The sequence below is a fragment of the Streptomyces sp. JLYT201 genome, assembly GCF_059448825.1.
Window position 1 is genome coordinate 3,447,305 of sequence record NZ_CM182551.1, and the last position, 24,388, is coordinate 3,471,692.

A 24,388-nucleotide genomic window follows, 5' to 3' on the forward strand; every position below is an offset into this window, starting at 1 on the left:
CTGTCGCTGGCAAGGGCTCTGCCGGTTAGCCACTCAAAAGGGGTGTCATTCTCCAGATCAAACGGGCATACGCTCGATGACACGCCGCAACGCCCCCTAGGATTCCCTCTATCACCTCACCCGGTCTCATTCGACAGGAACCCCATGAGCGACACTTCCCCCTACGGCTTCGAGCTTGTGCGGCGTGGGTACGACCGCGCTCAGGTGGACGAACGTATCTCCAAGCTCGTCTCCGACCGAGACTCCGCTCTCACCCGAATCACTGCTCTGGAAAAGCGCATCGAGGAACTCCACCTCGAAACGCAGAACGCCCAGGCCCAGGTCGCCGACGCCGAGCCGTCGTACGCCGGGCTCGGGGCCCGCGTCGAGAAGATCCTGCGCCTCGCCGAGGAAGAGGCGAAGGACCTGCGCGAGGAGGCCCGGCGCGCGGCCGAACAGCACCGCGAGCTGGCCGAGTCGGCCGCCCAGCAGGTGCGCAACGACGCCGAGTCGTTCGCCGCCGAGCGCAAGGCGAAGGCCGAGGACGAGGGCGTCCGCATCGTCGAGAAGGCCAAGGGCGAGGCGAACGCGCTGCGTGCCGAGGCGCAGAAGGACGCGCAGTCCAAGCGCGAGGAGGCGGACGCCCTCTTCGAGGAGACCCGCGCCAAGGCCGCCCAGGCCGCCGCCGACTTCGAGACGAACCTCGCCAAGCGGCGCGACCAGTCCGAGCGCGACCTGGCCTCGCGTCAGGCCAAGGCCGAGAAGCGCCTCGCGGAGATCGAGCACCGCGCGGAGCAGCTGCGCCTGGAGGCCGAGAAGCTGCGCACCGACGCCGAGCGCCGCGCCCGCCAGACGGTGGAGACCGCGCAGCGCCAGGCCGAGGACATCGTCGCGGACGCGAACGCCAAGGCGGACCGCATCCGCAGCGAGTCCGAGCGCGAGCTCGCGGCGCTCACCAACCGCCGCGACTCCATCAACGCCCAGCTGACGAACGTCCGCGAGATGCTCGCGACGCTCACCGGTGCCGCCGTGGCCGCGGCGAGCACGCCCACCGAGGACGAGCCGATCTCGCGGGGGGTTCCGGCACAGCAGAGCCGCTGACGCGGATAGGAGCAACCACGGGGTGAACGCGATGGAGCCCCCTGCCACCTCGAGTGGCAGGGGGCTCCATCGCGTTTTAGCGTGTCGGCATGATCGGGTTCCGTGCGTGATCGAGGTGGCGGCGTGATCGAGCTCGAAGGGCTGACCAAGCGGTACGGCGAGAAGGTGGCGGTCAACAACCTCACCTTCACCGTCAGACCGGGTCTCGTCACGGGCTTCCTCGGGCCGAACGGCGCGGGCAAGTCCACGACCATGCGGATGATGCTGGGCCTCGACAACCCCACCGCGGGCGACGTGCGCATCGACGGCAAGCACTACGCGCAGCTGAAGGACCCGCTCACCTACATCGGCGCGCTCCTGGACGCCAAGGCCATGCACGGCGGCCGCAGCGCCTTCAACCACCTGCTGTGTCTGGCGCAGTCCAACGGCATCCCCCGCTCGCGCGTCCACGAGGTCCTGGACACCGTGGGCCTCACGGCCGTGGCCGGGAAGAAGGCCAAGGGCTTCTCGCTCGGCATGGGCCAGCGGCTCGGCATCGCGGGCGCGCTGCTCGGCGACCCCGAGATCCTGATGTTCGACGAGCCGGTCAACGGCCTCGACCCCGAGGGCATCCACTGGATCCGGAACCTGATGAAGTCCCTCGCCGCCCAGGGCCGCACGGTCTTCGTCTCCTCGCACCTGATGAGCGAGATGGCGCTCACCGCCGACCACCTCGTGGTCATCGGCCAGGGCCGCCTCCTCGCCGACACCTCGATGGCGGACTTCATCCGCGACAACTCCCGGTCGTACGTACGGCTGCGCTCACCGCAGCGCGAACGCCTCCTCGACGTGCTGCACGAGGCCGGGATCACCACCGTCGAGGCGGGCAACGGCACCCTCGAAGTGGACGGCGCGAGCTCCGAGCAGCTCGGCGAACTGGCCGCCACGCACCACCTCGTACTCCATGAACTCAGCCCCCAGCAGGCCTCGTTGGAGGAGGCCTTCATGCAGCTCACCGCCGAGTCGGTGGAGTACCACGCGCACGCCAACCACCAGGGAACCCCGGCGCCCGGCGGCCCCGGCTGGGGCGAGGGCTGGCAGCCGCGCCCGAAGGGAGAGTGACACCGCATGGCAGCGACGCAGGTCCTCAGGTCCGAGTGGACCAAGATCCGTTCGGTGGCGTCGACCGTGTGGACGCTGAGCCTCTCGGTCGTCGTCACGATCGCCCTCGGCATGCTCATCAGCGCCCTGTCCAAGAACGACTACGACAACCTCAGCCGCGACGACAAGCTCACCTTCGACCCGACCTTCATCAGCTTCGCCGGAATGTCGCTCGGCCAGCTCGCCATGATCGTCTTCGGTGTCCTCGTCGTCTCCAACGAGTACAGCACCGGCATGATCCGCACCTCGCTCGCGGCCGTCCCGCAGCGCGCCACGTTCCTCTTCAGCAAGGTCGCGGTGGCGGCGCTGCTCGCCTTCGCCGTCGGGATCGCCACCAGTTTCCTCGCCTTCTTCACCGGGCAGGCGATGCTCGGCGAGCACCGGGCCCACCTGGGCGACCCCGGGGTCCTGCGCGCCGTCATCGGCGGCGGCCTCTACATGACGCTCATCGCGATGTTCTCCATGGGCGTGGCCGCCATGCTGCGCAGCCCGATGCTGTCCCTCGGCATCCTGATGCCCTTCTTCTTCCTGATCTCCAGCATCCTCGGCAACGTGTCCGCCACGAAGAAGGTCGGGCGCTTCCTGCCCGACCAGGCCGGCAGCAAGATCATGCAGGTCAAGTCCCCCTTCGACGACGACACCCCCTACGGTCCGTGGGGCGGCCTCGCCATCATGCTCGCGTGGACGGCGGCGGCCCTCCTGGGCGGCTACGCCCTCCTCAAGAGGCGGGACGCGTGACCTGACGGGGGGCTTCCCTGGGCGGGGGGCTTCCCTGGGCGGGGGGCTTCCCTGGGCGGGGGCCCTCCCTGGCGGGGGGCTTCCCTGGCGGGGGCCGCCCCTGGCCGGGGCCTCGCTGTCGGGCGGGCTGCCCTGACGGGGGCTCCCCTGGCGGAGCGGCTCCGTCGACCTCGGCGGCGGGCCTCGCGCCCCAGGACCTGCCGTTGCTCCCCCTCCCGGGCCCGGGCCTGCTCCCACCCGCCCGCCCCCATCGCGCTCCGCGCTCGTCCTCAAACGCCGGACGGGCTGGATGTCCCGCCCGCCCACCCCTACAGAGCGCCGCCGGACCAGGGCGCCAGGGCAGCGGGCCTCCGCGGCAGGGACGGACCCCCACGAGACACCCAGGCCACGCAACCGGGTGGGAGCAGGCAGACGGCCGGTCCGGACCAGGCCGCCGAGGCGGAAACAGTTCGCGGGGAGAGAGACCGCGCGATGGCGGCGAGGACGTCGGTGCCTGGCCACATCGCCGAGGCGGGAACGGGGACGGGTGGGAGATCCCGCCGCGACAGCGGCGAATCGGCCGAACGACGGCGGGTGAGCCGCTAGGTCGGGGCTCGGCCGGGCCGCCGGGGCAGTCACGGGTGGGCGGGTGGGAAAACCGCCGCGACAGCGGCGGAGACAGCCGACGACGGCGGGCGAGCCGCCAGGCCGGGGCCCGGCCAGGCCACCGGGGCAGCAACGGGTGGGCGGGTGGGAGACCCCGCCGCGATAGCGGCGGAACGGCCGACGACGGCGGGCAAGCCGCCAGGCCGGGGCCCGGCCAGGCCACCGGGCAGGAACGGGTGGGCGGGTGGGAGACCCCGCCGCGATAGCGGTGGGGCAGGCGGGCCGCCGGGCCGCCAGGTCGAGGTCTGGCCGAGCTGGGCTGGGCCGGGTCTGGCCGGGCTGGACCGGGCCGCCGGGGCTGGAACGGGGCGGGTGGGCGGGAGGAGCCCCCCGGAGGGAGGAGCCACCGCAGGAGAGGCCCCCGCCGTGGGAGAAGCCGCCGCAGGAGAGGCCCCAGCGGGGGGAGAGGGCCCCGGAGGGAGGGAGGCCGCCCCGGGTGAGGGCAGGGGCGGCTGAAGGGCCCGGGGCGGCGTGCCGCACACCGCCGTCGTTTTACTCGCTCTTGGCCGGAACCGTCAGTCCACAGATATCCTCCTAACCCTTACGGGGGCGTGTGCCCCGACGTCCTGAACCATTCGATGGGTGCGGAGAATGATCGAGGCAGTCGGCCTGACGAAGCGCTACGGCGCCAAGACAGCCGTGTACAACCTTTCCTTCCAGGTGCGGCCCGGCACCGTGACCGGCTTCCTGGGCCCGAACGGCTCCGGCAAGTCGACGACGATGCGCATGATCCTCGGCCTCGACGCCCCCTCGGCAGGGCAGGTGACGATCGGCGGCTACCCGTACCGCAAGCTGCCGAACGCGCCCCGCCAGGTCGGCGCCCTCCTCGACGCGAAGGCGGTGCACGGCGGCCGGCACGCCCGCAACCACCTGCTCTGCCTCGCGCAGCTCTCCGGCATCCCGGCCCGCCGGGTGGACGAGGTGCTCGGCGTGGTCGGCCTGCAGGACGTGGCCAGGAAGCGCTCCAAGGGCTTCTCGCTCGGCATGGGCCAGCGCCTGGGCATCGCCGCCGCGCTGCTCGGCGACCCGCAGGTGCTGCTCTTCGACGAGCCGGTCAACGGCCTCGACCCCGAGGGCATCCTCTGGGTGCGCAACCTGATGAAGTCGCTCGCCGCCGAGGGCCGTACGGTCTTCGTCTCCTCGCACCTGATGAGCGAGATGGCGCTGACCGCCGAGCACCTCATCGTGATCGGCCGCGGCCAGCTGCTCGCCGACATGAGCGTCACGGACTTCATCTCGGCGAACTCCGCCGACTTCGCCCGGGTCCGCACCCCGGACACCGACCCGCAGCAGCGCGAGAAGCTGTCCGGCGCGCTCACCGAGGCCGGCGGCCAGGTGCTGCCCGAGCCCGACGGCGCGCTGCGCGTCACGGGTCTGCCGCTGCCCCGCATCAGCGACCTCGCGCACCAGGCGGACGTACGCCTGTGGGAGCTGTCGCCGCACCAGGCCTCCCTGGAGGAGGCGTACATGCGTATGACGCAGGGCGCCGTGGACTACCGCTCGACGATCGACCAGCGCGCGGGCCTCCAGGAGCAGCTGCCGCCCGGCGCGCAGCCGCAGCCGCCGATGCCGGTGCCGGGGCAGGGCCAGCCGGGCTGGTACGCCCCGCCGCCGCCCCAGCAGGGCGGCCAGCCCTTCGCGATGCCGCAGGGCGCGCCCGGCGTACCGCCCGCACCCGCGGGCGCGCAGCCGAATCCGTACGCCGCCCCGCAGGCCCCCGCCTCCCCCGAGATGACCAAGCGCGACAGCGAGGAAGCCCGATGACCACGCCTGAGACTCCGCAGCAGCCGCAGGCGCAGCCGCCCCAGCAGCCCCCGGCCCCGCAGCAGGCCCCGGCCGTACCGCAGGCCCCCGCGCCGCAGGCCCCGGCCCCGCAGCCCGTGGCCGTCGCGACCGCCCCGCAGCCGCCGCACGGCGCCCCGCAGCCCGGCATGACGCCGATGGCCCCGGCCCCCGCCGTGCCCGCGCCGCCCTCCGCCTGGCAGCAGGCGATGAGCAACGCGTACACCTCGCCGATCCCGATCAAGAAGACCAACCTCGGCCACGCCCTCACCTCGGAGTGGACGAAGATCAAGTCGGTCCGCTCCACGATGTGGACGCTCGGCGTCTTCCTGCTCCTGGTCATCGGCATCGGCCTGCTCGCGGTCGCGCAGACGGACGACGCCGACTACGTGGACGTGCCGTTCACCATCCCGGCGTTCTTCGGCCTGATCCTCGGCCAGATCTGCCTGATCACCCTGGGCGTCCTGGTCACCTCGTCCGAGTACGGCACGGGCATGATCCGCACGACCTTCACCGCGTCGCCGCAGCGCTCCCGGGTCCTCGCGGCGAAGGCCCTGGTCTTCTTCGTGCTCGCCTTCGTCGTCTCGGCGGGCTCGATCTTCTTCGTGGGCCTGGTGGCCTCGGGCGCGCACAGCGGCCCGGGCGTCGGCGAGGTCTCGTGGATGGACACGGTCTTCAAGGGCGGCCTGTACGTCTCGCTGCTCGGCGTGCTCGCGCTCTCCGTCGGCTCGATGCTGCGCCACTCCGCGGGTGCGATCACCACGATGCTCGGCCTGGTGCTCGTCCCGGCGATCATGCCGGCGTTCCTCGGCATCTGGTCGAGCACCGAGAAGCTGGGCGAGAAGATGGAGAAGTACAACGCCATCAGCTCGCTCGCCGAGATCTTCAAGATCGACTCCAGCCTCGAGGGCGGTGGCGGCGGGCAGCTGCTGCTGCTCGTCGTCGTCACGGCGGGCGCGCTCGCGGGCGCCTTCGCCCTCCTGGAGAAGCGCGACGTCTGACCCGCACCCGCGTCCACGGCACGGCGCCCCGGCCCGCACGGCCGGGGCGCCGTGCCGTTTCCACGAACGGCCACAACCGCCCGGCGGACGGGGGAAGCACACGCTCGGCCGCGGCGGTCCCGCGGGCGGTCGCCGGGCCGTCGCGGCGCCTTCGGCGGAGCGCTCAGTACCGCGGCGCGTTCCGCGACCGGCGCTCCTTGACCCCGCGCCGGTCCTTCGCGCTCCAGCACCCGGTGTGCCAGTGTCGCCGCTCGTCCACGCCCGAGTAGGCGGGCCACGCGACCACGTGCGCGAGGCCGGACGGGATCTCCTGGTCGCAGCCCGGGCAGCGGTACGTCTTGCCCGCCGCGCTCGCCCCCGCGACCCGGCGCACCGTCCAGTCCTCGCCCTGCCAGTCCTCGGTGTGCTCGAAACCGCCGTAGCGCCCGGACGGCTCCGTGTCCGGGCCCGGCGTGGACTCTCCGGCGCCCTTGGGGCGGTTGCGACGCGGCGACACGGGACACCTCACGGGTTGCGCAGGGGGCGGGGGCTGTCCAGCCTACGCGCCGCGGGACCGGGTACGTGTCCTTCACCAAGCCCCGCGAACCCTCCTGAGGCCACGTAGAAAATCTGCCAATCCGCCCGCCAAGCCGTGCCCTTGGCACGTGTCACGCGTTGTTGCCGGTAGGAGGGAGTGCCCGCGTCGGCGCCAAGGAGGCAGGAAGTTCGATGCGCTTAGGAAGCTTTGTGCTGGCCGCCCAGTTCCCCGGCCAGGGCCATGGGGAGGCGCTGCACCGCGCGGTGCGCTCCGCCGAGATGGCCGAGGAGGCGGGCCTCGACAGCGTCTGGCTCGCCGAGCACCACTTCGTGCCGTACGGCACGTGTCCGTCCGCGATCACCCTGGCGGCCCTGCTCCTCGGCCGGACCCGGCGCCTGCGCGTCGGCACCGCCGTGAGCGTGCTGCCCACCGCCCATCCGGTGGCGCTCGGCGAGCAGGCCGCGCTGCTGCACCTCACCACCGGCGGCCGCTTCACGCTCGGCGTGGGGCGCGGCGGCCCCTGGGTCGACCTGGAGGTCTTCGGCTCCGGGCTCGACGCGTACGAGCAGGGGTTCCCCGAGTCGCTCGACCTGCTGCTGCGCTGGCTGAGCGGCGCGCCGCGGGTCGGCGGCCCCGGCGGCCGCTTCGACTTCCGTGACGTCGCCGTGGTCCCGCGGCTCCAGCGCGCCGTCACGTCCGCCGGAGCGCCGGACCCGCCGCGCGCCCCCGAGATCGTCGTGGCCTGCACCTCGCCGTCGAGCGTCCGCCTCGCCGCGGCCCGCGGACTGCCGATGCTGCTCGGCATGCACGTGGGCGACGAGGAGAAGGCCGAAATGGTGGCGCTGTGGAACCGGCACGCGCGTGCCGCCGGGCACACACCGGACGAGGTCGCGGCCGCCGCCCACGTCTCGGCGGGTGTCGTCCAGGTCGCCGACCACCGCGTGGAGGCCGCCGAGATCCTCAAGAAGGCGATGCCCGGCTGGCTGCGCCAGGGCCTTGAGGCCCATGTCACGGTGGACGGCCGGGCCCGCGCCATGCGCGCCCCGCTCGCGTACACGGAACTGCTGTGCGCCATCCATCCGGTGGGCACGCCCCAGGTGTGCGTCGACCGCATCACCGCCACGGCGGAACGCACGGGCATCACCCGCTTCGCACTCCTCGTGGAGGGCTCGGGCGAACTGACCACGACAGAGGAGAACATCCGCCGCCTGGGCGCGGAAGTGCTCCCCCAGCTACCGTAGCCACCCCGCACGAGAGCGCCCCGAAGGGGCGCGGGGAACTGCGCGCCCAGCCCGAACCAACCCGCAGAAGAAGAAAACAGCCCAACCCCCCAGGGCCCCACGGTTCAAGGCGCCCCCGCCAGCGAAAGGTACTGCCGCTCCGGTACTGAAACACCTCCCGCGTACGGAGCGGCAGCAACAGTTCTCAGCAGTCCCGCAGTTCGGGCGACTGGTTCAGCAGCTGGCCGCGGATCGAAGTGAACTTGGCCAGCCTGTCGTCCGCCGAGGCGTCCAGGGGGAACACCGCCACCCGGTGGCAGTTCTGGAACGCCAGACGTACCCCGAAGTGGCGCTGCAGGGCGCCGCGGATCGCGTCACTCGCGAGCGCGCGCAGCAGTTGGCCGCGCGCCTGCTCGTCCGGCGGCGGCGTCTGGTTGTCGGCGAACTCACCGCCGTCGACCTTGAGCTGGGCCACCAGGGAGCTGATCATCTCCCATGCGTAAGGCAGGGAGGTCCGGACGCAGTCGACGAAGGCAGCTTCGTCGACCTCGCCTCGCTCGGCCTGTTCCAACAGTGCCGGTGAGACGTCGAGCGACATGGGTTCTCCTCTCGCACCCCCGAGCAGCAGGGGCTTACGGGCAGGGAAGGAGTCCGCATACGCAGCGTGCACGCGTGACGACCTCCTGCTTATACGGTAGGCAACGCCCGTGGAGGGCACCAGGAGATTGGGCGGATAACTGGCCAGGTTCGAACGGGTCCATCGCCGGACAAGTGGTGCGGCCCACGGCCCCCGCGCGGTCCCCGGGGCCCGCGATTCGCAGGACCGTCCCGCTGTCGAGTAGCGTTGCCGACCATGCGTCTCGTCATCGCCCGCTGCTCCGTGGACTACGCGGGCCGGCTCACCGCCCACCTCCCGTCGGCCCCCCGCCTGATCCTCGTCAAGGCGGACGGCAGCGTCTCCATCCACGCTGACGACCGGGCCTACAAGCCCCTCAACTGGATGTCGCCGCCGTGCACCCTGAAGGAGGGCACGGGCGACGAGTCCCATCTGTGGACCGTCATCAACAAGGCGGGCGAGAAGCTCATCATCACGATGGAGGAAGTGCTGCACGACTCCACGCACGAACTGGGCGTGGACCCCGGCCTCATCAAGGACGGCGTGGAAGCACACCTTCAGGAACTGCTCGCCGATCGGATCGAGACACTCGGCGAGGGATACTCGCTGATCCGCCGCGAGTACATGACGGCGATCGGGCCCGTCGACATCCTGTGCCGCGACGCCGACGGCGGGACCGTCGCCGTCGAGATCAAGCGCCGCGGCGAGATCGACGGCGTGGAGCAACTCACCCGCTACCTGGAGCTGTTGAACCGCGACCCGCACCTCGCGCCGGTCAAGGGCGTCTTCGCCGCCCAGGAGATCAAGCCGCAGGCCCGCGTCCTGGCCACGGACCGGGGCATCAGCTGCACCGTCCTCGACTACGACGCGCTGCGCGGCATCGAGGACGACAAGCTGCGGCTTTTCTGACCTCCACCGCCGTACGTCGAAGAGGGGGTGGACCCGGCCGGGTCCACCCCCTCTTCGACGTGCGCGCTCAGGCGGTCGACGGGCCCGGGGCCGTGTCGGAGGCCGAGCTGAAGCTGCTCGCCGGGGCCGAGGACGTCACCGGGCCGCTCGCCGAGTTCGAGGTGTTCGGCGAGGACGGCGTCGTCGGGGGCTGGGACGTGGGCGGCCGCGACGTCGGGGGCCGCGTGGTCGGCGGCCTGGACGTCGGGGGCCGGGACGTCGGCGGGTGCGTGGTCGGCGGCCTGGACGTGGGCGGCTGCGTCGTCGGCCGGTCGGTGGGCCGGCCCGACGGCTTGCCGCTGGGCTCGCCGGAGGGGCTCTTCGTCCCGCCGCCGTCACCGCCGGTGTGCGACGGAGCGCCGCTGCCGCCGCGCGGCGTCGCGTCGTCGGCGGTGCCCGGTACGCCATCCCCGCCCGGGTCGGCGGGGCGGTGCGAGGAGCCGTCGCCCGGCTTGTCGGCGCCGATGCCGTCGCCGTCGTCGTCCGCGCTCGCCGACTGGTCGGTACGGACCTTGTGGTGCGGCCCGTCGTTGTTGTCGGAGGTCGCGCCGAGCGTCACCACCGTGCCCAGCACGGCGACGAGCAGGGCGCCCGCCCCGGCCGCGACCAGGTTGCGGCGCGTGCCGCGCAGGATGGCGCGGCGGGTGGGCGCGGACCGGGGAACCGGTGCGGCCTGCGGGGTGACCACGGTCTCCGCCTCGTCGGGCGACGCGGTCGGCACCGACGGAACCGCCGGCCCGTAGGCGGCGGGCACCCCGCCGGGCGGCGAAGCGGACTCCTCGGACCGGGCGTCGGGTACCTCCTCGCCCGCCGCGGTACGGCCCCCGGGCAACACCCCGCCGGAGCGGTCGGCGACCAGGGCCAGGGCCCGGCGACCCGCGATCATGCCGCGCTTGTCGGCGAGGGCGCCGCGCAGGCCGATGGAGGCCTCCAGTTCGGCACGGGCCCGGTCGAGCCGCCCGCCGCAGAGCGCGAGGATGCCCAACTCGTGGTGGAAGTAGGCCTCTTCGGCCACCTCACCGGCGGTGCGGGACGCCTCCTGGCCCGCGCGCAGGGCCCGCTCCCAGGCGCCCCAGTGCAGCCCGGCGGCGAAGGCGGGCGCGGCGGTGCGGGCGAGCAGCACCGCGGCGGACGGCTCGTCGGCGACGGCGCCCGGGGCGGCGGGCGCCCCGCCGCGGGCCGTGACGAGGGCGGTAAGCGCCGCGAGGACCGTGTCCGCCTCGGCGGCGACGCGCTCGGCGGCGACCGAGGGGTGCCCGGACCACCAGGCGTAGTGCTGGGCGGCGGACTGCGCGTGCGCGGCGGCGTCGTCGGCGTACCCGGCGCTCTCCAGCTGGACGCGGACTCCGGCGGCGAGCCGGTAGTGCCCGCCCACCGGGGTCACGAGGGCGCAGTCGACGAGCTCGGCGAGCGCCGCGTCGGCGTGGGTGTCGCCGACGAGCGCGGGCAGATGGGCCGGGTGCGGCAGCTCCCCGCCGAGCGCGACGGCGAACCGCAGCGCGGCGCGCGCGGACGGGCTGAGCCGGGAGGCGAGCAGGGCCGCGGGCGCGGCGGCGTCGGCGAGCGAGGGCAGGGGCACGTCGTCCCCGGGTGCCGCCGCGTCCGGGGCGTCGTACGCGGCGAAGTCCTGGAAGGCGGCTGGGTCGGCGCGCAGCCTGTCGCGCTGCCGCAGCAGGGCCCCGGCCTGCACGAAGCGCAGCGGCAGGCCCTCGGACTCGAACCGCAGGTCGCCCGCCCAGTCGGCCTCGTCGTCGGTGAGGACGCGGCCGACGGCGCGCTCCAGGAGCTCCAGGGCGGCGCCGCGGCCGAGGCCGCCGAGGAAGACCTCTTCTAGGTGCGACTCGGGGGCGGGCGCGGCGACGTCGGGGGTCGCGGCGACGAGGAAGGCGCACTCGGGGGTGGCGTCGAGGAGCTCTTCGAGCGCGGCGCCGCCGAACTCCAGGTCGTCGAGGACCACGACGGCGCCTATCTCGCCGACGAGTTCGGTGAGCAGGGCCCGGTCGGGGCGGTACTGCCGGGTGTCGTGGACGGCGGCGCACAGGTCGTACAGGAGGTCCGTGGGCGTCCGGTGGTAGCCGGAGAGGCGGACCACGCCGTCGGGGGCGAGGTCCGCGCAGTCCTCGGCGACGGCGTCGAGCAGCGCGGTGCGCCCGGAGCCCGCGGGACCGGTCAGGCGCACGGAGCGGCCGCGGGCGAGCAGCCGCACCAGGCGCTCGCGCTCCTCCTGGCGTTCGAGGAGCGGGGGGCGGGCCCTGGCGGGGCCCGCGGGCACGGGCGGCAGGGCGGCCGCGCGGCGTTCGGCGCGCTCGGCGGCGGTGTACTTGCGGGGGCGGTCGGGGTGCTCGCCGGGCGGGCAGGGTTCTATCTCGCTGCCGTCTATGGGGTTGACGGTGAGCAGGAAGTCGCCGGAGAAGAGCTGGACGGCGCGCACGGGCGCGGGCGCGGGGGTGCCGAGGCCGGGTGTGCCGGGGCCGTGCGCGCCGGCGGGGCCCGTCGACGCGTCGTGCAGCGGCGGGTGGTTCTCCCGCGCCGCGCCGCTGTCGCGGGCCTCGGGCACGTCGGCGTCGTAGCTGTCGCGGCCTTCGTAGCCCTCCGGGCTCTCGTAGGCGTCCGGGCTCTCGTAGCCGTCGGGGCCCTGGTAGCTCTCGCGGCCCTCGTGGTCGTCACGGCCCGCGTAGTCGCGGCCGTGCTCCTCCGGTCCCCGGTTCGTCGGGTCCATGGTCCAAGCCCCCCAGATGCGTCGTGTGCGAAGCCCCCTCCGGCCTTGGGCACACCGCGCTGTCGCTACTGGTCCGGTGCCCCCGTGTGGGTTCGTCAATCGTCGGGCGGACCGAACCCTAAACCGTCTTCAGTATCTCCGCGGAGGGCGGGGTACCGCCCCGCCCGAGACGTCACAGTCTCGTGAGGATTGCGCGAGTGATGCCGTCCCGCACCGCTCGCACCCCTTGTCCGCGTGTCGCGCACGAGGACGACGCGTCACGCACGAAGACGACGCGTCACGTACGAAGACGGCACGGCACGCGCGAGGACCGCGCGGCACGGCACGCACGGGGGCCGCTCGTCACACGCGAGGAAGCGATTCGACGCCGATGCCGCCCTCGATGGCGAGGATGCGGTGCAGTCGGGTGGCGACGAGCAGGCGCTGCATCTGCGGGGGCACGCCGCGCAGGACGAGCCTGCGTCCGCACCGCCCGGCGCGCCGGTGCGCGCCCATGATGACGCCGAGTCCCGTGGCGTCCCACGAGTCGAGTTCGGACAGGTCGAGCACCAGGTCACCGGCCCCGTCGTCGACGGCCGAGTGCAGGACCGTACGGGCGTCCGCCGCGCTGCGTACGTCGAGGCGTCCCCCGACGACCAGCTGGGCCTGGTCGCCCCTGATGTGCATATGCGCTCCCCGAGAGTGCCGTGTCGTGTGTGACGCCCGTGCCGCAGGACGTCTGCGTATGTCACAGCAACTGACTGTCACGTGGGTGAGGAAGTTGCCGTCTGTAAGCGAACCGATACCGAAATCACTCCGAGGGGTGACCCTCGGAGTGACAGCACGTCAGTGTTCGTGCTCAGTGCTTGTAGAAGCCCTGCCCGCTCTTGCGGCCGATGTCACCGGCGTCAACCATCCGGCGCATCAGCTCGGGGGCGGCGAACTTCTCGTCCTGCGACTCGGTGTAGATGTTGTCGGTGGCGTGCAGCAGGATGTCGACGCCGGTGAGGTCCGCGGTGGCGAGCGGACCCATGGCGTGGCCGAAGCCGAGCTTGCAGGCGATGTCGATGTCCTCGGCGGTCGCGACGCCAGACTCGTAGAGCTTGGCGGCCTCGACGACGAGGGCGGAGATGAGGCGGGTGGTCACGAAGCCCGCGACGTCGCGGTTGACGACGATGCAGGTCTTGCCGACGGACTCGGCGAACTCGCGGGTGGTGGCGAGGGTTTCGTCGCTGGTCTTGTGGCCGCGGACGAGCTCGCACAGCTGCATCATGGGCACCGGCGAGAAGAAGTGGGCGCCGACGACCCGCTCGGGCCGCTCGGTGACGGCCGCGATCTTGGTGATCGGGATGGCGGAGGTGTTGGAGGCGAGCACGGTCTCGTCCCGCACAAGCTTGTCGAGCGTGCGGAAGATCTCGTGCTTGACCTCCAGCTTCTCGAAGACGGCCTCGACGACGACGTCCGCGTCGGCGACGGCGTCCAGGTCGGTGGTGGTCGTGATGCGGCCGAGAGCCGCCTCGGCGTCCGCGGCGTCGAGCTTGCCCTTGCTCACGAACTTCTCGTACGAGGCCTTGATGCCGTCGGTGCCCCGGGTCAGCGCCTCGTCGGTGACGTCGCGCAGGACCACGTCCCAGCCCGCCTGGGCGGAGACCTGGGCGATGCCGGACCCCATGAGTCCGGCTCCGATGACGGCGAGCTTTCGTGCCACGTTACGACTCCCCTTGCCTGGCGTATGACGGAGCGCTTACACGCTGTTTACGTATCGCTCTCCAGCGGACACTAGCGCTCGTGAGCTGCCGTGGGGCGGTGAAGAGACGCACGCCACGTGCGGTTTGACGGACATCACACCGGGGCGGGCCGGAAGGGGGCCCGCGAAGCGTCAGGAGGCCTCGCGGACGGCGTAGTTGAGGACCCGTTCGCCGAGGAGGTCCTCCATCTCGTCGATGAGGACGAGCGCCTCGCGGGAGACCTCGCGGGGGTCGCGGCGCTTGCCCATCTCGGCGCCGATCCAGGCCAGGACGCCGGCGTGCACCCAGTGGAGCTGGCCCGCGACGAGGTCGGGCAGATGGCCGCCGGGGCCGGCCTCCGCGCGCAGGGTGGTCTCCAGGTCGCGCAGGCTCTCCTGCTGGAAGGCCCACAGCCGTGAGCGCAGGGCGGGCGAGTCGGTGATGACCCGCATGAAGTCGGCGTAGCCCGCGAAGAGTCCGATGGTGGGCGAGACGCCCTCGACGAGCCCGCGCAGCTCGCGCAGGACGGCGTCGGCGGCGGACTCGCCGGTGCGGCGGCCGCGCACCCAGCGCGAGAGCCGGTCGGCCATGTCCGCGCCCCGGTCGAGGAAGAGGTCCTCCTTGGCCGGGAAGTAGTTGTAGACGGTGTTGACGGAGACGTCCGCCGCCTCGGCGACGTCGGCGACGGTCACGGCGGCGAAGCCGCGCTCCAGGAACAGCCCGGTGGCGATGTCCGAGATCCGCTGCTTGGTCTGCCGCTTCTTGCGCTCCCTGAGCCCCTCTGCCATGGCCTCATCCTAGGCGCTGTTCTGGGGGTCCATGAAAAATTGGTGGCATTGCAAAATTTCAGTGACTCTGTTTTTGTGGTCCTCATGGCAATCATCAGTACGGCCGGGCTCGCCCGGACCTTCGCCGCCAAGAGCGGTCCCGTGGAGGCCGTGCGCGGCATCGACCTGACCGTCGAGCCCGGCGAGATCCTCGGCTTCCTGGGGCCGAACGGCGCGGGCAAGACCACCACGCTGCGGATGCTCACCACGCTCCTGCCGCCCACCGGCGGCGCCGCCACCGTCGCGGGCCACGACCTGCTGCGGGACCCGGCGGGCGTGCGCGCGCGGATCGGGTACGTGGCCCAGTCCGGCGGCGTCGACCCGCAGGAGACCGTGCGCGACGAGCTCGTCCTCCAGGGGCGGCTCTACCACCTGTCGAAGCCCGAGGCGGCCGCCCGCGCCGCGGAGCTGGCGGCCGACCTCGGCCTCACCGAGCTGCTCGGCCGCAGGACCGCCGCGCTCTCCGGCGGCCAGCGGCGCAGGCTCGACCTCGCGCTCGGGCTCGTCCACCGGCCCGCCGTGCTCTTCCTCGACGAGCCGACCACGGGGCTCGACCCCGCGAGCCGCGCCGACCTGTGGACGCTGGTGCGCCGCCTGCGTGCCGAGCACGGCACCACGGTCTTCCTCACCACGCACTATCTGGACGAGGCCGACGCCCTCGCGGACCGGATCGTCGTGGTGGACCGGGGCGTGGTCGTCGCCGAGGGCACCCCGGCCGCGCTCAAGGAGCGCCACGCGGGCTCGCCCGACGCCACGCTCCAGGACGCGTTCCTCGCCATCACCGGGCGCGGCCCGGCCCCGGTGGACACCGCGCCGGTCGCGGTCTGACCCCCGTCCCCTCCCGAGCCCGCCGTCACCGGCCCGTCGAACCCCGGATACCGCCATGCTTGTGCACGACACCGCGCTGCTGTTCCGGCGCTATGCCCGCCAGACCCTGAACTCCCGCTTCCAGATGCTCTTCGGGGTCCTGATGCCCCTGCTGTACCTGCTGTTCTTCGGCCCGCTCCTCACCGATCTGCCGCTGGCCGCCGACGGCGACTCCTGGCAGGTCCTCGTGCCGGGCCTGCTGCTCCAACTCAGCCTGTTCGGCGCCTCGTTCAGCGGCTTCGCACTCATCCTGGAGAACAGCTGGGGCGTGGTCGAGCGGCTGCGCGTGACCCCGGCCAGCCGGCTCGCGCTGCTGCTCGGGCGGCTGCTGCGGGACGCCGCGCTCTTCGTCTTCCAGGCGGTGCTGCTCGTCCTCGCCGCCTTGGCGATGGGGTTGCGGGCGCCGCTCGCCGGGATCCTGATCGGCTTCGCGTTCGTGGCCCTGCTGACCGTCGCGCTCGCCGCCCTCTCGTACGCCCTCGCCCTCAAGGTCCGCACCCCGCAGGAGTTCGGCCCGACGGTCAACGGCCTCGCCATGCCGTCCATGCTGCTCTCCGGCCTGATGCTGCCGATGACGCTCGGCCCCGGCTGGCTGGACGTGCTCTCACACTTCACGCCGTTCCGCTACCTCGTGGACGCCGTCCGCGACGCGTACGTCGGCGACTACGCGAGCGCGCACATGCTGTACGGCGTCCTGGTCGCCGTCGGCTTCGCGCTCGCCGCCGTGACGGTCGGCACCCGGGTCGTCCGCTCCGCCGGGTCCTGACGCCCGTCCGGCGCGGCCGGCTCACCTACCCTGGCCGCATGGTCAATCTGACGCGCATCTACACCCGTACCGGCGACCAGGGCACCACCGCCCTCGGCGACATGAGCAGGACCGCCAAGACCGACCTGCGGATCTCCGCGTACGCCGACGCGAACGAGGCCAACGCGGTCATCGGCACGGCCATCGCGCTCGGCGGCCTCCACGCGGAGGTCGTGGCGGTCCTCACCCGGGTCCAGAACGACCTCTTCGACGTGGGCGCCGATCTGTGCACCCCCGTCGTCGAGGACCCGAAGTACCCGCCGCTGCGCGTCGAGCAGGGGTACGTCGACAAGCTGGAGGCGGACTGCGACCGCTTCAACGAGGACCTGGAGAAGCTGCGCAGCTTCATCCTGCCGGGCGGCACGCCGGGCGCGGCGCTCCTGCACCAGGCGTGCACGGTGGTGCGGCGCGCCGAGCGCTCCACGTGGGCCGCTCTCGAAGCCCACGGCGAGACGATGAACGCGCTCACCGCCACCTACCTCAACCGCCTCTCCGACCTCCTGTTCATCCTCGCGAGGACGGCGAACAAGGAGGTCGGGGACGTGCTGTGGGTGCCGGGCGGCGAGCGCTAGCCACCGCGCCGGGCATACCGTGCCGGGCCGTCGCCCGCCCGCGAATCCGCCGTGGCCGATCGCGCGGTCCCCCGCGCCGCTACGGGGCTCTCCCCGGCCGTCTCCTGCGGGCCGGGGGCCGGGATCCGCTTCGGGAAGAGCGTGTAGCTGCCCGCGATGATCAGGTTGATGCCGATGACCCAGAGCATCTTCTGCTGCCACATCCGCAGCGACCCGGTCTCGCCGTCGGAGCCGACGTACCAGATCGCGCCCTGGAGCAGGCCCATGGCGATCACCGCGGCGAGCACCCAGCGGGCGGCGAGCTTCCACTCGTGCAGCGCGCGCGGCCACCCGTACTTCGGCGTGACGGGCTTGGGGCCGCCCGCGAAGCGGTGGGCGACGCGGACGTCCACCCACGTGATCGTGTAGTGGCCGAGCGCGACCGAGTAGCCGATGTAGACGGCGGCCAGGCCGTGCTTCCAGTCCGGCTCGGCGCCGTTCTTCAGGTCGATCGCCGTGACGACGAACAGGACGACCTCCAGGAGCGGCTCGCAGAGCAGCACCGCCACGCTGGTGCGGGGCATCTTCGCCCAGTACCGCAGGGCGAGGCCGCCGGCGAGCAGCACCCAGAAGCCCACTTCACACAGGACGATCAGAGTGACGATCACGGCTCGTTCCTCCTGGAGGCGCTGTTCTTCCCTGTCACCCCTCCAGGCTCCCGGCCGCGCGGCCGGGGATCGTCGTCGTCAGTGACGAAGTGCGGGTGCATCCTTCGATGTACCCGGGCCTCCCCCGGCATAGGGAGGCCGGGGCGCCGCGGGCCGTGTTGGATGGAGTCATGCCGCTGCCGCTCCCCCGCCCCGACGTCGTCGACGTGCGCATCGCCGCCGCCAGCCTCGTCGCCGGGATCACGCTGTGGTCGCTGGGACTGCACATGCAAATGGACCGGCCCCTGGGCAACGGGTGGACGCTGGTGCCGCTGTTCGTCATGACGGGCCTGGAGCTGCTGCGCCGGACAGCGCCGCAGACCGCCCTGGCCTGCGGCACCCTGGCGCTGATCGCCGACCAGTTCACGCCGGGCAATCTGGCGACGGTCGTGATGTTCACCGACCTGGTGTACGCGGCCGTCCTGTACGGCACCCCGGCGGCGGCCCGGCGCATCCCGATCACCACGGGGCTGATCACCGTGGCGATGACGATCGGCTTCCTGGCCTGGTTCCGGGAGGCGGAGGCGCTGCTCATCGGCGCCGTCACCGCCCTGGTTTCGTTCGCACCCGCGACGACCGGCGTCCTCGTGCGCAGCCATCGGGAGGCCGCCGAGATGGCCCGGCTGCGCGCCGAGCAGACGGCGCTGCTCGCCGAGGTGGACCGCACCCAGGCCGTGACCGCCGAGCGCGCCCGGATGGCCCGCGAGCTGCACGACATGGTCGCCAACCACCTGTCGGCCATCGCCATCCACTCCACGGCCGCGCTGTCCCTCGACGACCCGCGGACCACCCGGGACGCGCTCACCGTCATCCGGGAGAACAGCGTCGAGGGCCTCGCGGAGATGCGCCGCCTCATCGGCATCCTGCGGGACTCCAGCGGATACTCCAAGGACGCCGCGTCGGCGGTGGCGCCCACCCTGGACGGGCTCGGCTCCCTGGTCGAGAACGCGCGCGCCAACGGCCTGGACGTCACCCTCGACGACACCCGCGCCCCGGACGGCGAGGCCCTGCCCGCCCCGGTCGGTCTCGCCGCGTACCGCATCGTGCAGGAGTCGCTGACCAACGCGCTCAAGCACGCGGCCCCCGGCCGGGTCACCGTGGCCCTCAGCCGACCGAGGGGCGCCCTGTGCGTGCGGATCACGAGCCCGTACGGGGACACGCCGGGGCCGCGCGCGCCGGGCTCCGGCGCCGGGCTCGTGGGCATGCAGGAACGCGTCGCGCTGCTCGGCGGCACGTTCGCGGCGGGCCCGGAGGCCGACCCCGACGCGCCCGCGGGCAAGGTGTGGCAGGTGGCCGCCCGGCTGCCCGTGGACCCCGCAGACCAAGAGGTGACCGAATGATCCGTGTCCTCGTCGCCGAGGACCAGTCCGCCGTGCGGGCGGGCCTCGTCCTGATCCTGCGCAGCGCGCCCGACATCGAGGTCGTCGGCGAGGCCGCGGACGGCGAGCGGGCCGTGGCGCTCGCCCGCGAGCTGCGGCCCGACCTCGTCCTGATGGACGTGCAGATGCCACGCCTGGACGGCGTGTCGGCCACGCGTCAGGTGGTCGCCGAGCAGCTGGCCGACGTGCTCGTCCTGACGACGTTCGACCTGGACGAGTACGTCTTCGGGGCGCTGCGCGCGGGGGCGTCGGGCTTCCTGCTGAAGAACACGGAGGCCAAGGCGCTGCTCGACGCGGTGCGCACGGTGGCGCGCGGCGAGGGCCTGATCGCGCCCGCCGTCACCCGCCGGCTGATCGCCGAGTTCGCGGCGCCCCGCCCGGTGCGCTCCGCGAACGCGCCCGACCCGGCGGTCCTCGACGCCCTGACGCGGCGCGAGCGCGAGGTCCTGTCCTGCCTGGGCGAGGGCATGTCCAACGCGGAGATCGCCCGCCGCCTCGACATGGCGGAGGCCACGGTGAAGACGCACGTGAGCCGCCTGCTCGGCAAGCTGGAGCTGCGCAGCCGGGTGCAGGCGGCCGTGCTCGCCCAGGAGCTGGGAGTCTGATCGCGCGGCGGCCCGCCCGGACCCGCCGGGCGGGCTGATCCGTCCCAACTGCCCCTTTTCGGCCAGTGGTTGAACCTCTTGACCGTTGGTCCAGACCTTTCTATTCTCGCCGCACTGCGGTGGGCACAGAACGTGCACAACGTGCTCATGGGCGTCGCAGGGTTCCACCGGTTCCATCACTCCCAGCGAGGAACTACCCCCAGGAGCACACCTTGCGCGTCGAACTCAGGTCCAGACACCGGCTGACAGCGGGGCTCACCACCCTGCTGCTCCCCTTCGCCACCCTGGTCGCCCTCGGCGGATCCGCCCAGGCGTCCCCCTCGGCCGCGCCGAAGGCGGCCGCCGCCGGGGCCACCGCCACGTACCAGAAGACCCAGGACTGGGGCGCCGGCTTCGAGGGCAAGTGGACGATCAAGAACACCGGCACCGCCTCGATCAGCAGCTGGACCGTCGAGTGGGACTTCCCCGCCGGAACCCGGGTCACCTCCGGCTGGGACGCCACCATCACCAACTCCGCCGACCACTGGACCGCCAAGAACCTCGGCTGGAACGGGACGCTCGCCCCCGGCGCCTCGGTCTCCTTCGGGTTCAACGGCAGCGGCAACGGCAACCCCTCCGGCTGCAAGCTGAACGGCGAGAGCTGCGACGGCGGCGGCCAGCCCGGCGACGCCCCGCCCTCGGCCCCCGGCACCCCGACCGCCTCCGGCGTCACCGACACCTCGGTGAAGCTGGACTGGAAGGCCGCCACCGACGACAAGGGCGTCAAGAACTACGACGTGCTGCGCGACGGCTCCAAGGTCGCCACGGTCACCGGCACCACGTACGCCGACTCCGGCCTGACCGCGGGCACCGACTACTCGTACAGCGTCCAGGCCCGTGACACCGCCGACCAGACGGGACCGGTCAGCGCCGCGGTGAAGGTCCGCACCACCGGCGGCGGCCCCGGCCCCGACCCGGGCGCCAAGGTGAAGCTCGGCTACTTCACCAACTGGGGCATCTACCAGCGCAACTACAACGTCAAGGACCTCGTGACCTCCGGCTCCGCCGAGAAGATCACGCACATCAACTACGCCTTCGGCAACGTCCAGGGCGGCAAGTGCACGATCGGCGACTCCTACGCGGACTACGACAAGGCCGTCCCGGCCAACCTGTCGGTGGACGGGGTAGGCGACACCTGGGACCAGCCGCTGCGCGGCAACTTCAACCAGCTGCGCAAGCTCAAGGCCAAGTACCCGCACATCAAGGTGCTGTGGTCCTTCGGCGGCTGGACCTGGTCCGGCGGCTTCGCCGACGCCATGAAGAACCCGGCGGCGTTCGCCGACTCCTGCTACAAGCTGGTCGAGGACCCGCGCTGGGCCGACGTCTTCGACGGCATCGACCTGGACTGGGAGTACCCCAACGCGTGCGGCCTGAGCTGTGACACCTCGGGCCCGGCCGTGATGAAGACGATGACGCAGGCCTTCCGCGCCAGGTTCGGCGCCAACAACCTCGTCACCGCCGCCATCACCGCCGACGCCTCACCCGGCGGCAAGATCGACTCCGCCGACTACGGCGGCGCCGCCGAGTACGCCGACTGGTACAACGTGATGACGTACGACTTCTTCGGCGCCTGGGACGCCAAGGGCCCCACGGCCCCGCACTCCCCGCTCACCGACTACCCGGGCATCCCCAAGCAGGGCTTCAACTCGGCCGCGGCGATCGCCAAGCTCAAGGCCAAGGGCGTACCGGCCAAGAAGCTCCTGCTCGGCATCGGCTTCTACGGCCGCGGCTGGACCGGCGTCACGCAGAAGGAGCCGGGCGGCACCGCCACCGGACCCGCCCAGGGCGCGTACGAGCAGGGCATCGAGGACTACAAGGTCCTCAAGAACTCCTGCCCCTCCAACGGCACCGTGGCGGGCACGGCCTACGCCCACTGCGGCACCAACTGGTGGTCGTACGACACCCCGGCGACCATCCGGGCCAAGATGGCCTGGGCCAAGGAGCAGTCCCTGGGCGGCGCCTTCTTCTGGGAGTTCAGCGGCGACACCGCGAACGGCGAGCTGGTGACCGCCATCCACGAGGGCCTGAAGTGACCCTCCCCCGAGAACCCGAGGCACCCCCTCGGCGACCCCGGCCGTGCTCCGCCCCCTGACACGGCCGGGGCCATGACGAAGCCGGGGAGGCGGGAACGCCCCCCGCCTCCCCGGCTTCTTCGCGCCCGCCCGTCAGCGGCGGAGCCGCGCGTCGTACTCCGAGCCGTACTCCGGGCCGTACTGCTGCCCGTAGTGCGGGTCCTGCTGCTGGTAGGGCCCCGGGTACGCCGCGTACTGCGCGGGTGCGGACGCCCGGTGCGCAGAGCCGCCGCGGCCGCCGTGCGCGCCGCCGGAGCCGCAGCCCGACCGCGCGGGCCACCACGTCGCCCGGCCCAGCATCGCCACCACCGCGGGCACCAGGACGATGGAGAGGACCAGTGACGACAGGCCGATGCCGAGCGCGGTGACGAGGCCGATCTCCTGGGTGGCCGGGGACGGGTTCACGGCGAGGCTCGCGAAGGAGCCCGCGAGGACGACACCGGCGGTGACGATGGCCGGGGCCGTGTGCCGCACCGCGGCCGCCACCGCCTGCCGTGCCGAGCCGGGCCGCCCCATCTCCTCGCGGATGCGGTCGCTGATCAGGATGTTGTAGTCGGTGCCGAGGGCGACGACGAACAGGAACAGCACGAGCGGCAGCGTGAAGGACACGCCCGGCCGGTCCAGGAGGTGCTGGAACACCAGGACACCGGACCCGAGCGTCGCCGTGAAGCCGAGCCCGATGGCGAGCATGAGCACCAGCGGCGCGAGCAGGCTGCGCAGCAGGGCCACCAGGATCAGGGCGATCAGTGCGGCGGCCACGGGGAAGACCACCTTGAGGTCCTTGGACACCGCCTCGGAGATGTCGGAGAAGATCGCGGCCTGGCCCGACACATGGGCCTCGGTGCCGGGCGGCGCCGCCTTGGCCACGACGGGCCGCACCTCGTCGGAGACGACGTCACGGGCCCGCTGCGACTGCACGTCCACGGACAGGTAGAAGTCCACCTTCGCGGCCGTGTGCTCCTTGTTGAGCACCGGCTGTGCCACGCGGCCGACGCCCTTGACGGCCTTCAGGTCCTTGGTGAGGCCTTCGAGCCCCGCCCGGTCGATGGTGACCTTCTTCGCCCCGTCGCCGCCGGCCGCCACGTACACGGTGTGCGGGCTGTCCACGCCGCCGGGCAGCGCCTTGGATATCTCCTTGGCCGTCACCGCGGCGGGGGTGTCGTCGGGGCCCGCGTCCGTGCCGTAGTCCATCTTCATGCCGAGCGCGCCGGCGCTCAGCGCGACCAGGAGTCCGACGCTGGCGGCCACGAAGAGGAACGGACGCCGGGCGACGCGCTCCCCGAGCCGCGCGCTCATCCCGGGGCGCGGCTCCTTGCGCAGCGACCGCGACGGCCAGAACATCTTGCGCCCGGACACCGCGAGCAGTGCGGGCATGAAGGTGAGGCTGGCGACGAGCATCACCAGGACGCACACCGCGATGGCCGGGCCGAGCACCTTGAACTGACCGAAGCTGGCGATGCCCAGGGTGGCGAACGCCGCCACGATGGTGAGCGCGGCCGAGGCGATCGCCGCGCCCACCCGGCCCGCGCACTCCGCGGCGACGTCCCGGGGGCGCGCCGCCGGATCGGCCCGCAGCAGCTCGCGGAACCGGAACAGCAGGAACAGGAAGTAGTCGATGCCGATGCCGAGGAGCACCACGGTGATCAGGGACGGCGTCGACGGGTCGAGCTTGAAGTCGAACAGCATGGCCGCGCCGACCACCGCGCCGGTCGCGGCGCCGCCGATGATCGTGACCGCGAGCAGCGGAAGCAGGGCGGCGAGGACGCTGCGGAAGGCGAGGACGTTCAGGAGGATGATGAGACCCATGGTCAGGATCCCGACCAGCATCTCGGTGTCCTCCTGGTCGTCCGCCGTGTCGACGAGGTCCGCGAGGCCACCGGTGAAGCCGGTGCGCAGGTCCGCCCGGTCGAACTCCTTCTCGGCCCGGTCGCGGAAGTCACGGAAGACGTCCTGGAGCGCGGGGTCGTTCTGGTTGCCCTTGAGCGAGACGGAGACCAGCCGGAACGACTTGTCGGGCGCGTCGGCCATCGGCCGCAGGACCGGCCGCTGCGAGTGGTCCGTCACCAGGAACGACGGCGTGTCCTCGGGATTCTCCATCTTCAAGCGGTGCTTGCCGAGCCCGGCGGCGATCTTGTCGATGCGCGCGCTGTCGCCCGCGGCGATCTTGCGCCCGTCCTCGCGGGCGACGAGCATCGTGACGGCGTTGCCGTCGGGCTTGGCGCCGAACTCCTCCTCGGCGATGTGCAGGGCGGCCGCCGAGTCGTAGGACTTCGGCAGGAAGTTGCCGACGTCGGGCTCGGTGACGCTGTACATCTTGGACTGGCCGAAGAGGGTCAGCACGATGCCGACCACCGACCAGAGCAGGATGAACTTCCAGGAATGGCGTGTGGTGCACGCCGTCAGGGATCTGAGCATGGTTCCGGT

The 24,388-nt window shown here is 72.6% G+C and carries 21 protein-coding genes; 13 read left to right on the top strand and 8 right to left on the bottom strand.

Annotated features, from left to right (window positions below):
* Positions 1-144 precede the first annotated feature (144 nt).
* From AC5WAM_RS13670 to AC5WAM_RS13690, 5 genes are all read left to right on the top strand, one after another.
* Positions 145-1,080: a coiled-coil domain-containing protein gene (locus tag AC5WAM_RS13670; RefSeq protein WP_030688363.1), complete on the top strand. Its 936-nt coding sequence runs from the start codon at positions 145-147 to the stop codon at positions 1,078-1,080.
* Positions 1,081-1,203: 123 nt separating this feature from the next.
* On the top strand, positions 1,204-2,181 hold the full coding sequence (locus AC5WAM_RS13675; RefSeq protein ID WP_495523581.1) for an ABC transporter ATP-binding protein: 978 nt from the start codon (positions 1,204-1,206) through the stop codon (positions 2,179-2,181).
* Between the two features lie 6 nt (positions 2,182-2,187).
* Complete coding sequence (locus tag AC5WAM_RS13680; protein ID WP_366790202.1) at positions 2,188-2,958, top strand: ABC transporter permease; 771 nt, start codon at positions 2,188-2,190, stop codon at positions 2,956-2,958.
* Positions 2,959-4,194: 1,236 nt separating this feature from the next.
* Positions 4,195-5,367, top strand: coding sequence for an ABC transporter ATP-binding protein (locus AC5WAM_RS13685; protein ID WP_172383842.1), 1,173 nt, complete (start codon positions 4,195-4,197; stop codon positions 5,365-5,367).
* 176 nt (positions 5,368-5,543) lie between these two features.
* On the top strand, positions 5,544-6,386 hold the full coding sequence (locus AC5WAM_RS13690) for an ABC transporter permease (protein ID WP_495523582.1): 843 nt from the start codon (positions 5,544-5,546) through the stop codon (positions 6,384-6,386).
* 163 nt (positions 6,387-6,549) lie between these two features.
* On the opposite strand, the gene AC5WAM_RS13695 is transcribed toward AC5WAM_RS13690, so the two are convergent.
* Positions 6,550-6,882, bottom strand: coding sequence for an Rv1322 family protein (locus tag AC5WAM_RS13695; RefSeq protein WP_366790217.1), 333 nt, complete (start codon positions 6,880-6,882; stop codon positions 6,550-6,552).
* Between the two features lie 212 nt (positions 6,883-7,094).
* Between AC5WAM_RS13695 and AC5WAM_RS13700 the strand changes: the two genes are divergently transcribed.
* Positions 7,095-8,144 carry an LLM class flavin-dependent oxidoreductase gene (locus tag AC5WAM_RS13700; RefSeq protein ID WP_495522745.1) on the top strand — a complete coding sequence of 350 codons (1,050 nt, stop codon included), beginning with the start codon at positions 7,095-7,097 and terminating at the stop codon, positions 8,142-8,144.
* Positions 8,145-8,328: 184 nt separating this feature from the next.
* Here the strand turns inward: AC5WAM_RS13700 and AC5WAM_RS13705 are convergent, their stop codons facing one another.
* Complete coding sequence (locus tag AC5WAM_RS13705; protein ID WP_030685118.1) at positions 8,329-8,721, bottom strand: SCO5389 family protein; 393 nt, start codon at positions 8,719-8,721, stop codon at positions 8,329-8,331.
* A 255-nt stretch (positions 8,722-8,976) separates the two neighbouring features.
* On the opposite strand from AC5WAM_RS13705, the gene nucS reads away from it, so the two are divergent.
* Complete coding sequence (gene nucS / locus AC5WAM_RS13710) at positions 8,977-9,648, top strand: endonuclease NucS (protein ID WP_366790219.1); 672 nt, start codon at positions 8,977-8,979, stop codon at positions 9,646-9,648.
* 67 nt (positions 9,649-9,715) lie between these two features.
* On the opposite strand, the gene AC5WAM_RS13715 is transcribed toward nucS, so the two are convergent.
* From AC5WAM_RS13715 to AC5WAM_RS13730, 4 genes are all read right to left on the bottom strand, one after another.
* The gene (locus tag AC5WAM_RS13715) at positions 9,716-12,406 is read right to left on the bottom strand and encodes an ATP-binding protein (RefSeq protein WP_495522746.1); all 2,691 of its coding nucleotides are present in this window, start codon (positions 12,404-12,406) and stop codon (positions 9,716-9,718) included.
* 342 nt (positions 12,407-12,748) lie between these two features.
* A complete protein-coding gene (locus AC5WAM_RS13720; protein ID WP_030361223.1) occupies positions 12,749-13,072 on the bottom strand; it encodes an STAS domain-containing protein in 324 nt (107 codons plus the stop codon).
* Positions 13,073-13,244: 172 nt separating this feature from the next.
* Complete coding sequence (locus AC5WAM_RS13725; protein WP_366790221.1) at positions 13,245-14,093, bottom strand: 3-hydroxyacyl-CoA dehydrogenase family protein; 849 nt, start codon at positions 14,091-14,093, stop codon at positions 13,245-13,247.
* A 171-nt stretch (positions 14,094-14,264) separates the two neighbouring features.
* The gene (locus AC5WAM_RS13730) at positions 14,265-14,900 is read right to left on the bottom strand and encodes a TetR/AcrR family transcriptional regulator (protein WP_495522747.1); all 636 of its coding nucleotides are present in this window, start codon (positions 14,898-14,900) and stop codon (positions 14,265-14,267) included.
* Between the two features lie 84 nt (positions 14,901-14,984).
* On the opposite strand from AC5WAM_RS13730, the gene AC5WAM_RS13735 reads away from it, so the two are divergent.
* From AC5WAM_RS13735 to AC5WAM_RS13745, 3 genes are read left to right on the top strand one after another with little or no spacing between them, the layout of a single operon-like run.
* A complete protein-coding gene (locus AC5WAM_RS13735; protein ID WP_495522748.1) occupies positions 14,985-15,767 on the top strand; it encodes an ABC transporter ATP-binding protein in 783 nt (260 codons plus the stop codon).
* 55 nt (positions 15,768-15,822) lie between these two features.
* Positions 15,823-16,572: an ABC transporter permease gene (locus AC5WAM_RS13740; protein ID WP_495522749.1), complete on the top strand. Its 750-nt coding sequence runs from the start codon at positions 15,823-15,825 to the stop codon at positions 16,570-16,572.
* Positions 16,573-16,610: 38 nt separating this feature from the next.
* Positions 16,611-17,183, top strand: coding sequence for a cob(I)yrinic acid a,c-diamide adenosyltransferase (locus AC5WAM_RS13745; RefSeq protein WP_495522750.1), 573 nt, complete (start codon positions 16,611-16,613; stop codon positions 17,181-17,183).
* On the opposite strand, the gene AC5WAM_RS13750 is transcribed toward AC5WAM_RS13745, so the two are convergent.
* On the bottom strand, positions 17,180-17,830 hold the full coding sequence (locus AC5WAM_RS13750; RefSeq protein ID WP_495522751.1) for a hypothetical protein: 651 nt from the start codon (positions 17,828-17,830) through the stop codon (positions 17,180-17,182). The genes AC5WAM_RS13745 and AC5WAM_RS13750 overlap by 4 nt on opposite strands.
* Before the next feature lie 170 nt (positions 17,831-18,000).
* On the opposite strand from AC5WAM_RS13750, the gene AC5WAM_RS13755 reads away from it, so the two are divergent.
* From AC5WAM_RS13755 to AC5WAM_RS13765, 3 genes are all read left to right on the top strand, one after another.
* Positions 18,001-19,209, top strand: coding sequence for a sensor histidine kinase (locus tag AC5WAM_RS13755; RefSeq protein ID WP_495522752.1), 1,209 nt, complete (start codon positions 18,001-18,003; stop codon positions 19,207-19,209).
* Positions 19,206-19,853 (top strand): response regulator, encoded by a 648-nt coding sequence (locus AC5WAM_RS13760; protein ID WP_495522753.1) that lies wholly within the window; start codon positions 19,206-19,208, stop codon positions 19,851-19,853. The genes AC5WAM_RS13755 and AC5WAM_RS13760 overlap by 4 nt, the downstream gene beginning before the upstream one ends.
* Before the next feature lie 212 nt (positions 19,854-20,065).
* Positions 20,066-21,925 (top strand): glycosyl hydrolase family 18 protein, encoded by a 1,860-nt coding sequence (locus AC5WAM_RS13765; RefSeq protein WP_495522754.1) that lies wholly within the window; start codon positions 20,066-20,068, stop codon positions 21,923-21,925.
* A 132-nt stretch (positions 21,926-22,057) separates the two neighbouring features.
* Here AC5WAM_RS13765 and AC5WAM_RS13770 read toward each other — a convergent pair whose 3' ends face one another.
* Positions 22,058-24,379, bottom strand: a complete 2,322-nt coding sequence (locus tag AC5WAM_RS13770) for an MMPL family transporter (RefSeq protein ID WP_495522755.1) — start codon at positions 24,377-24,379, stop codon at positions 22,058-22,060.
* Positions 24,380-24,388: the final 9 nt, after the last annotated feature.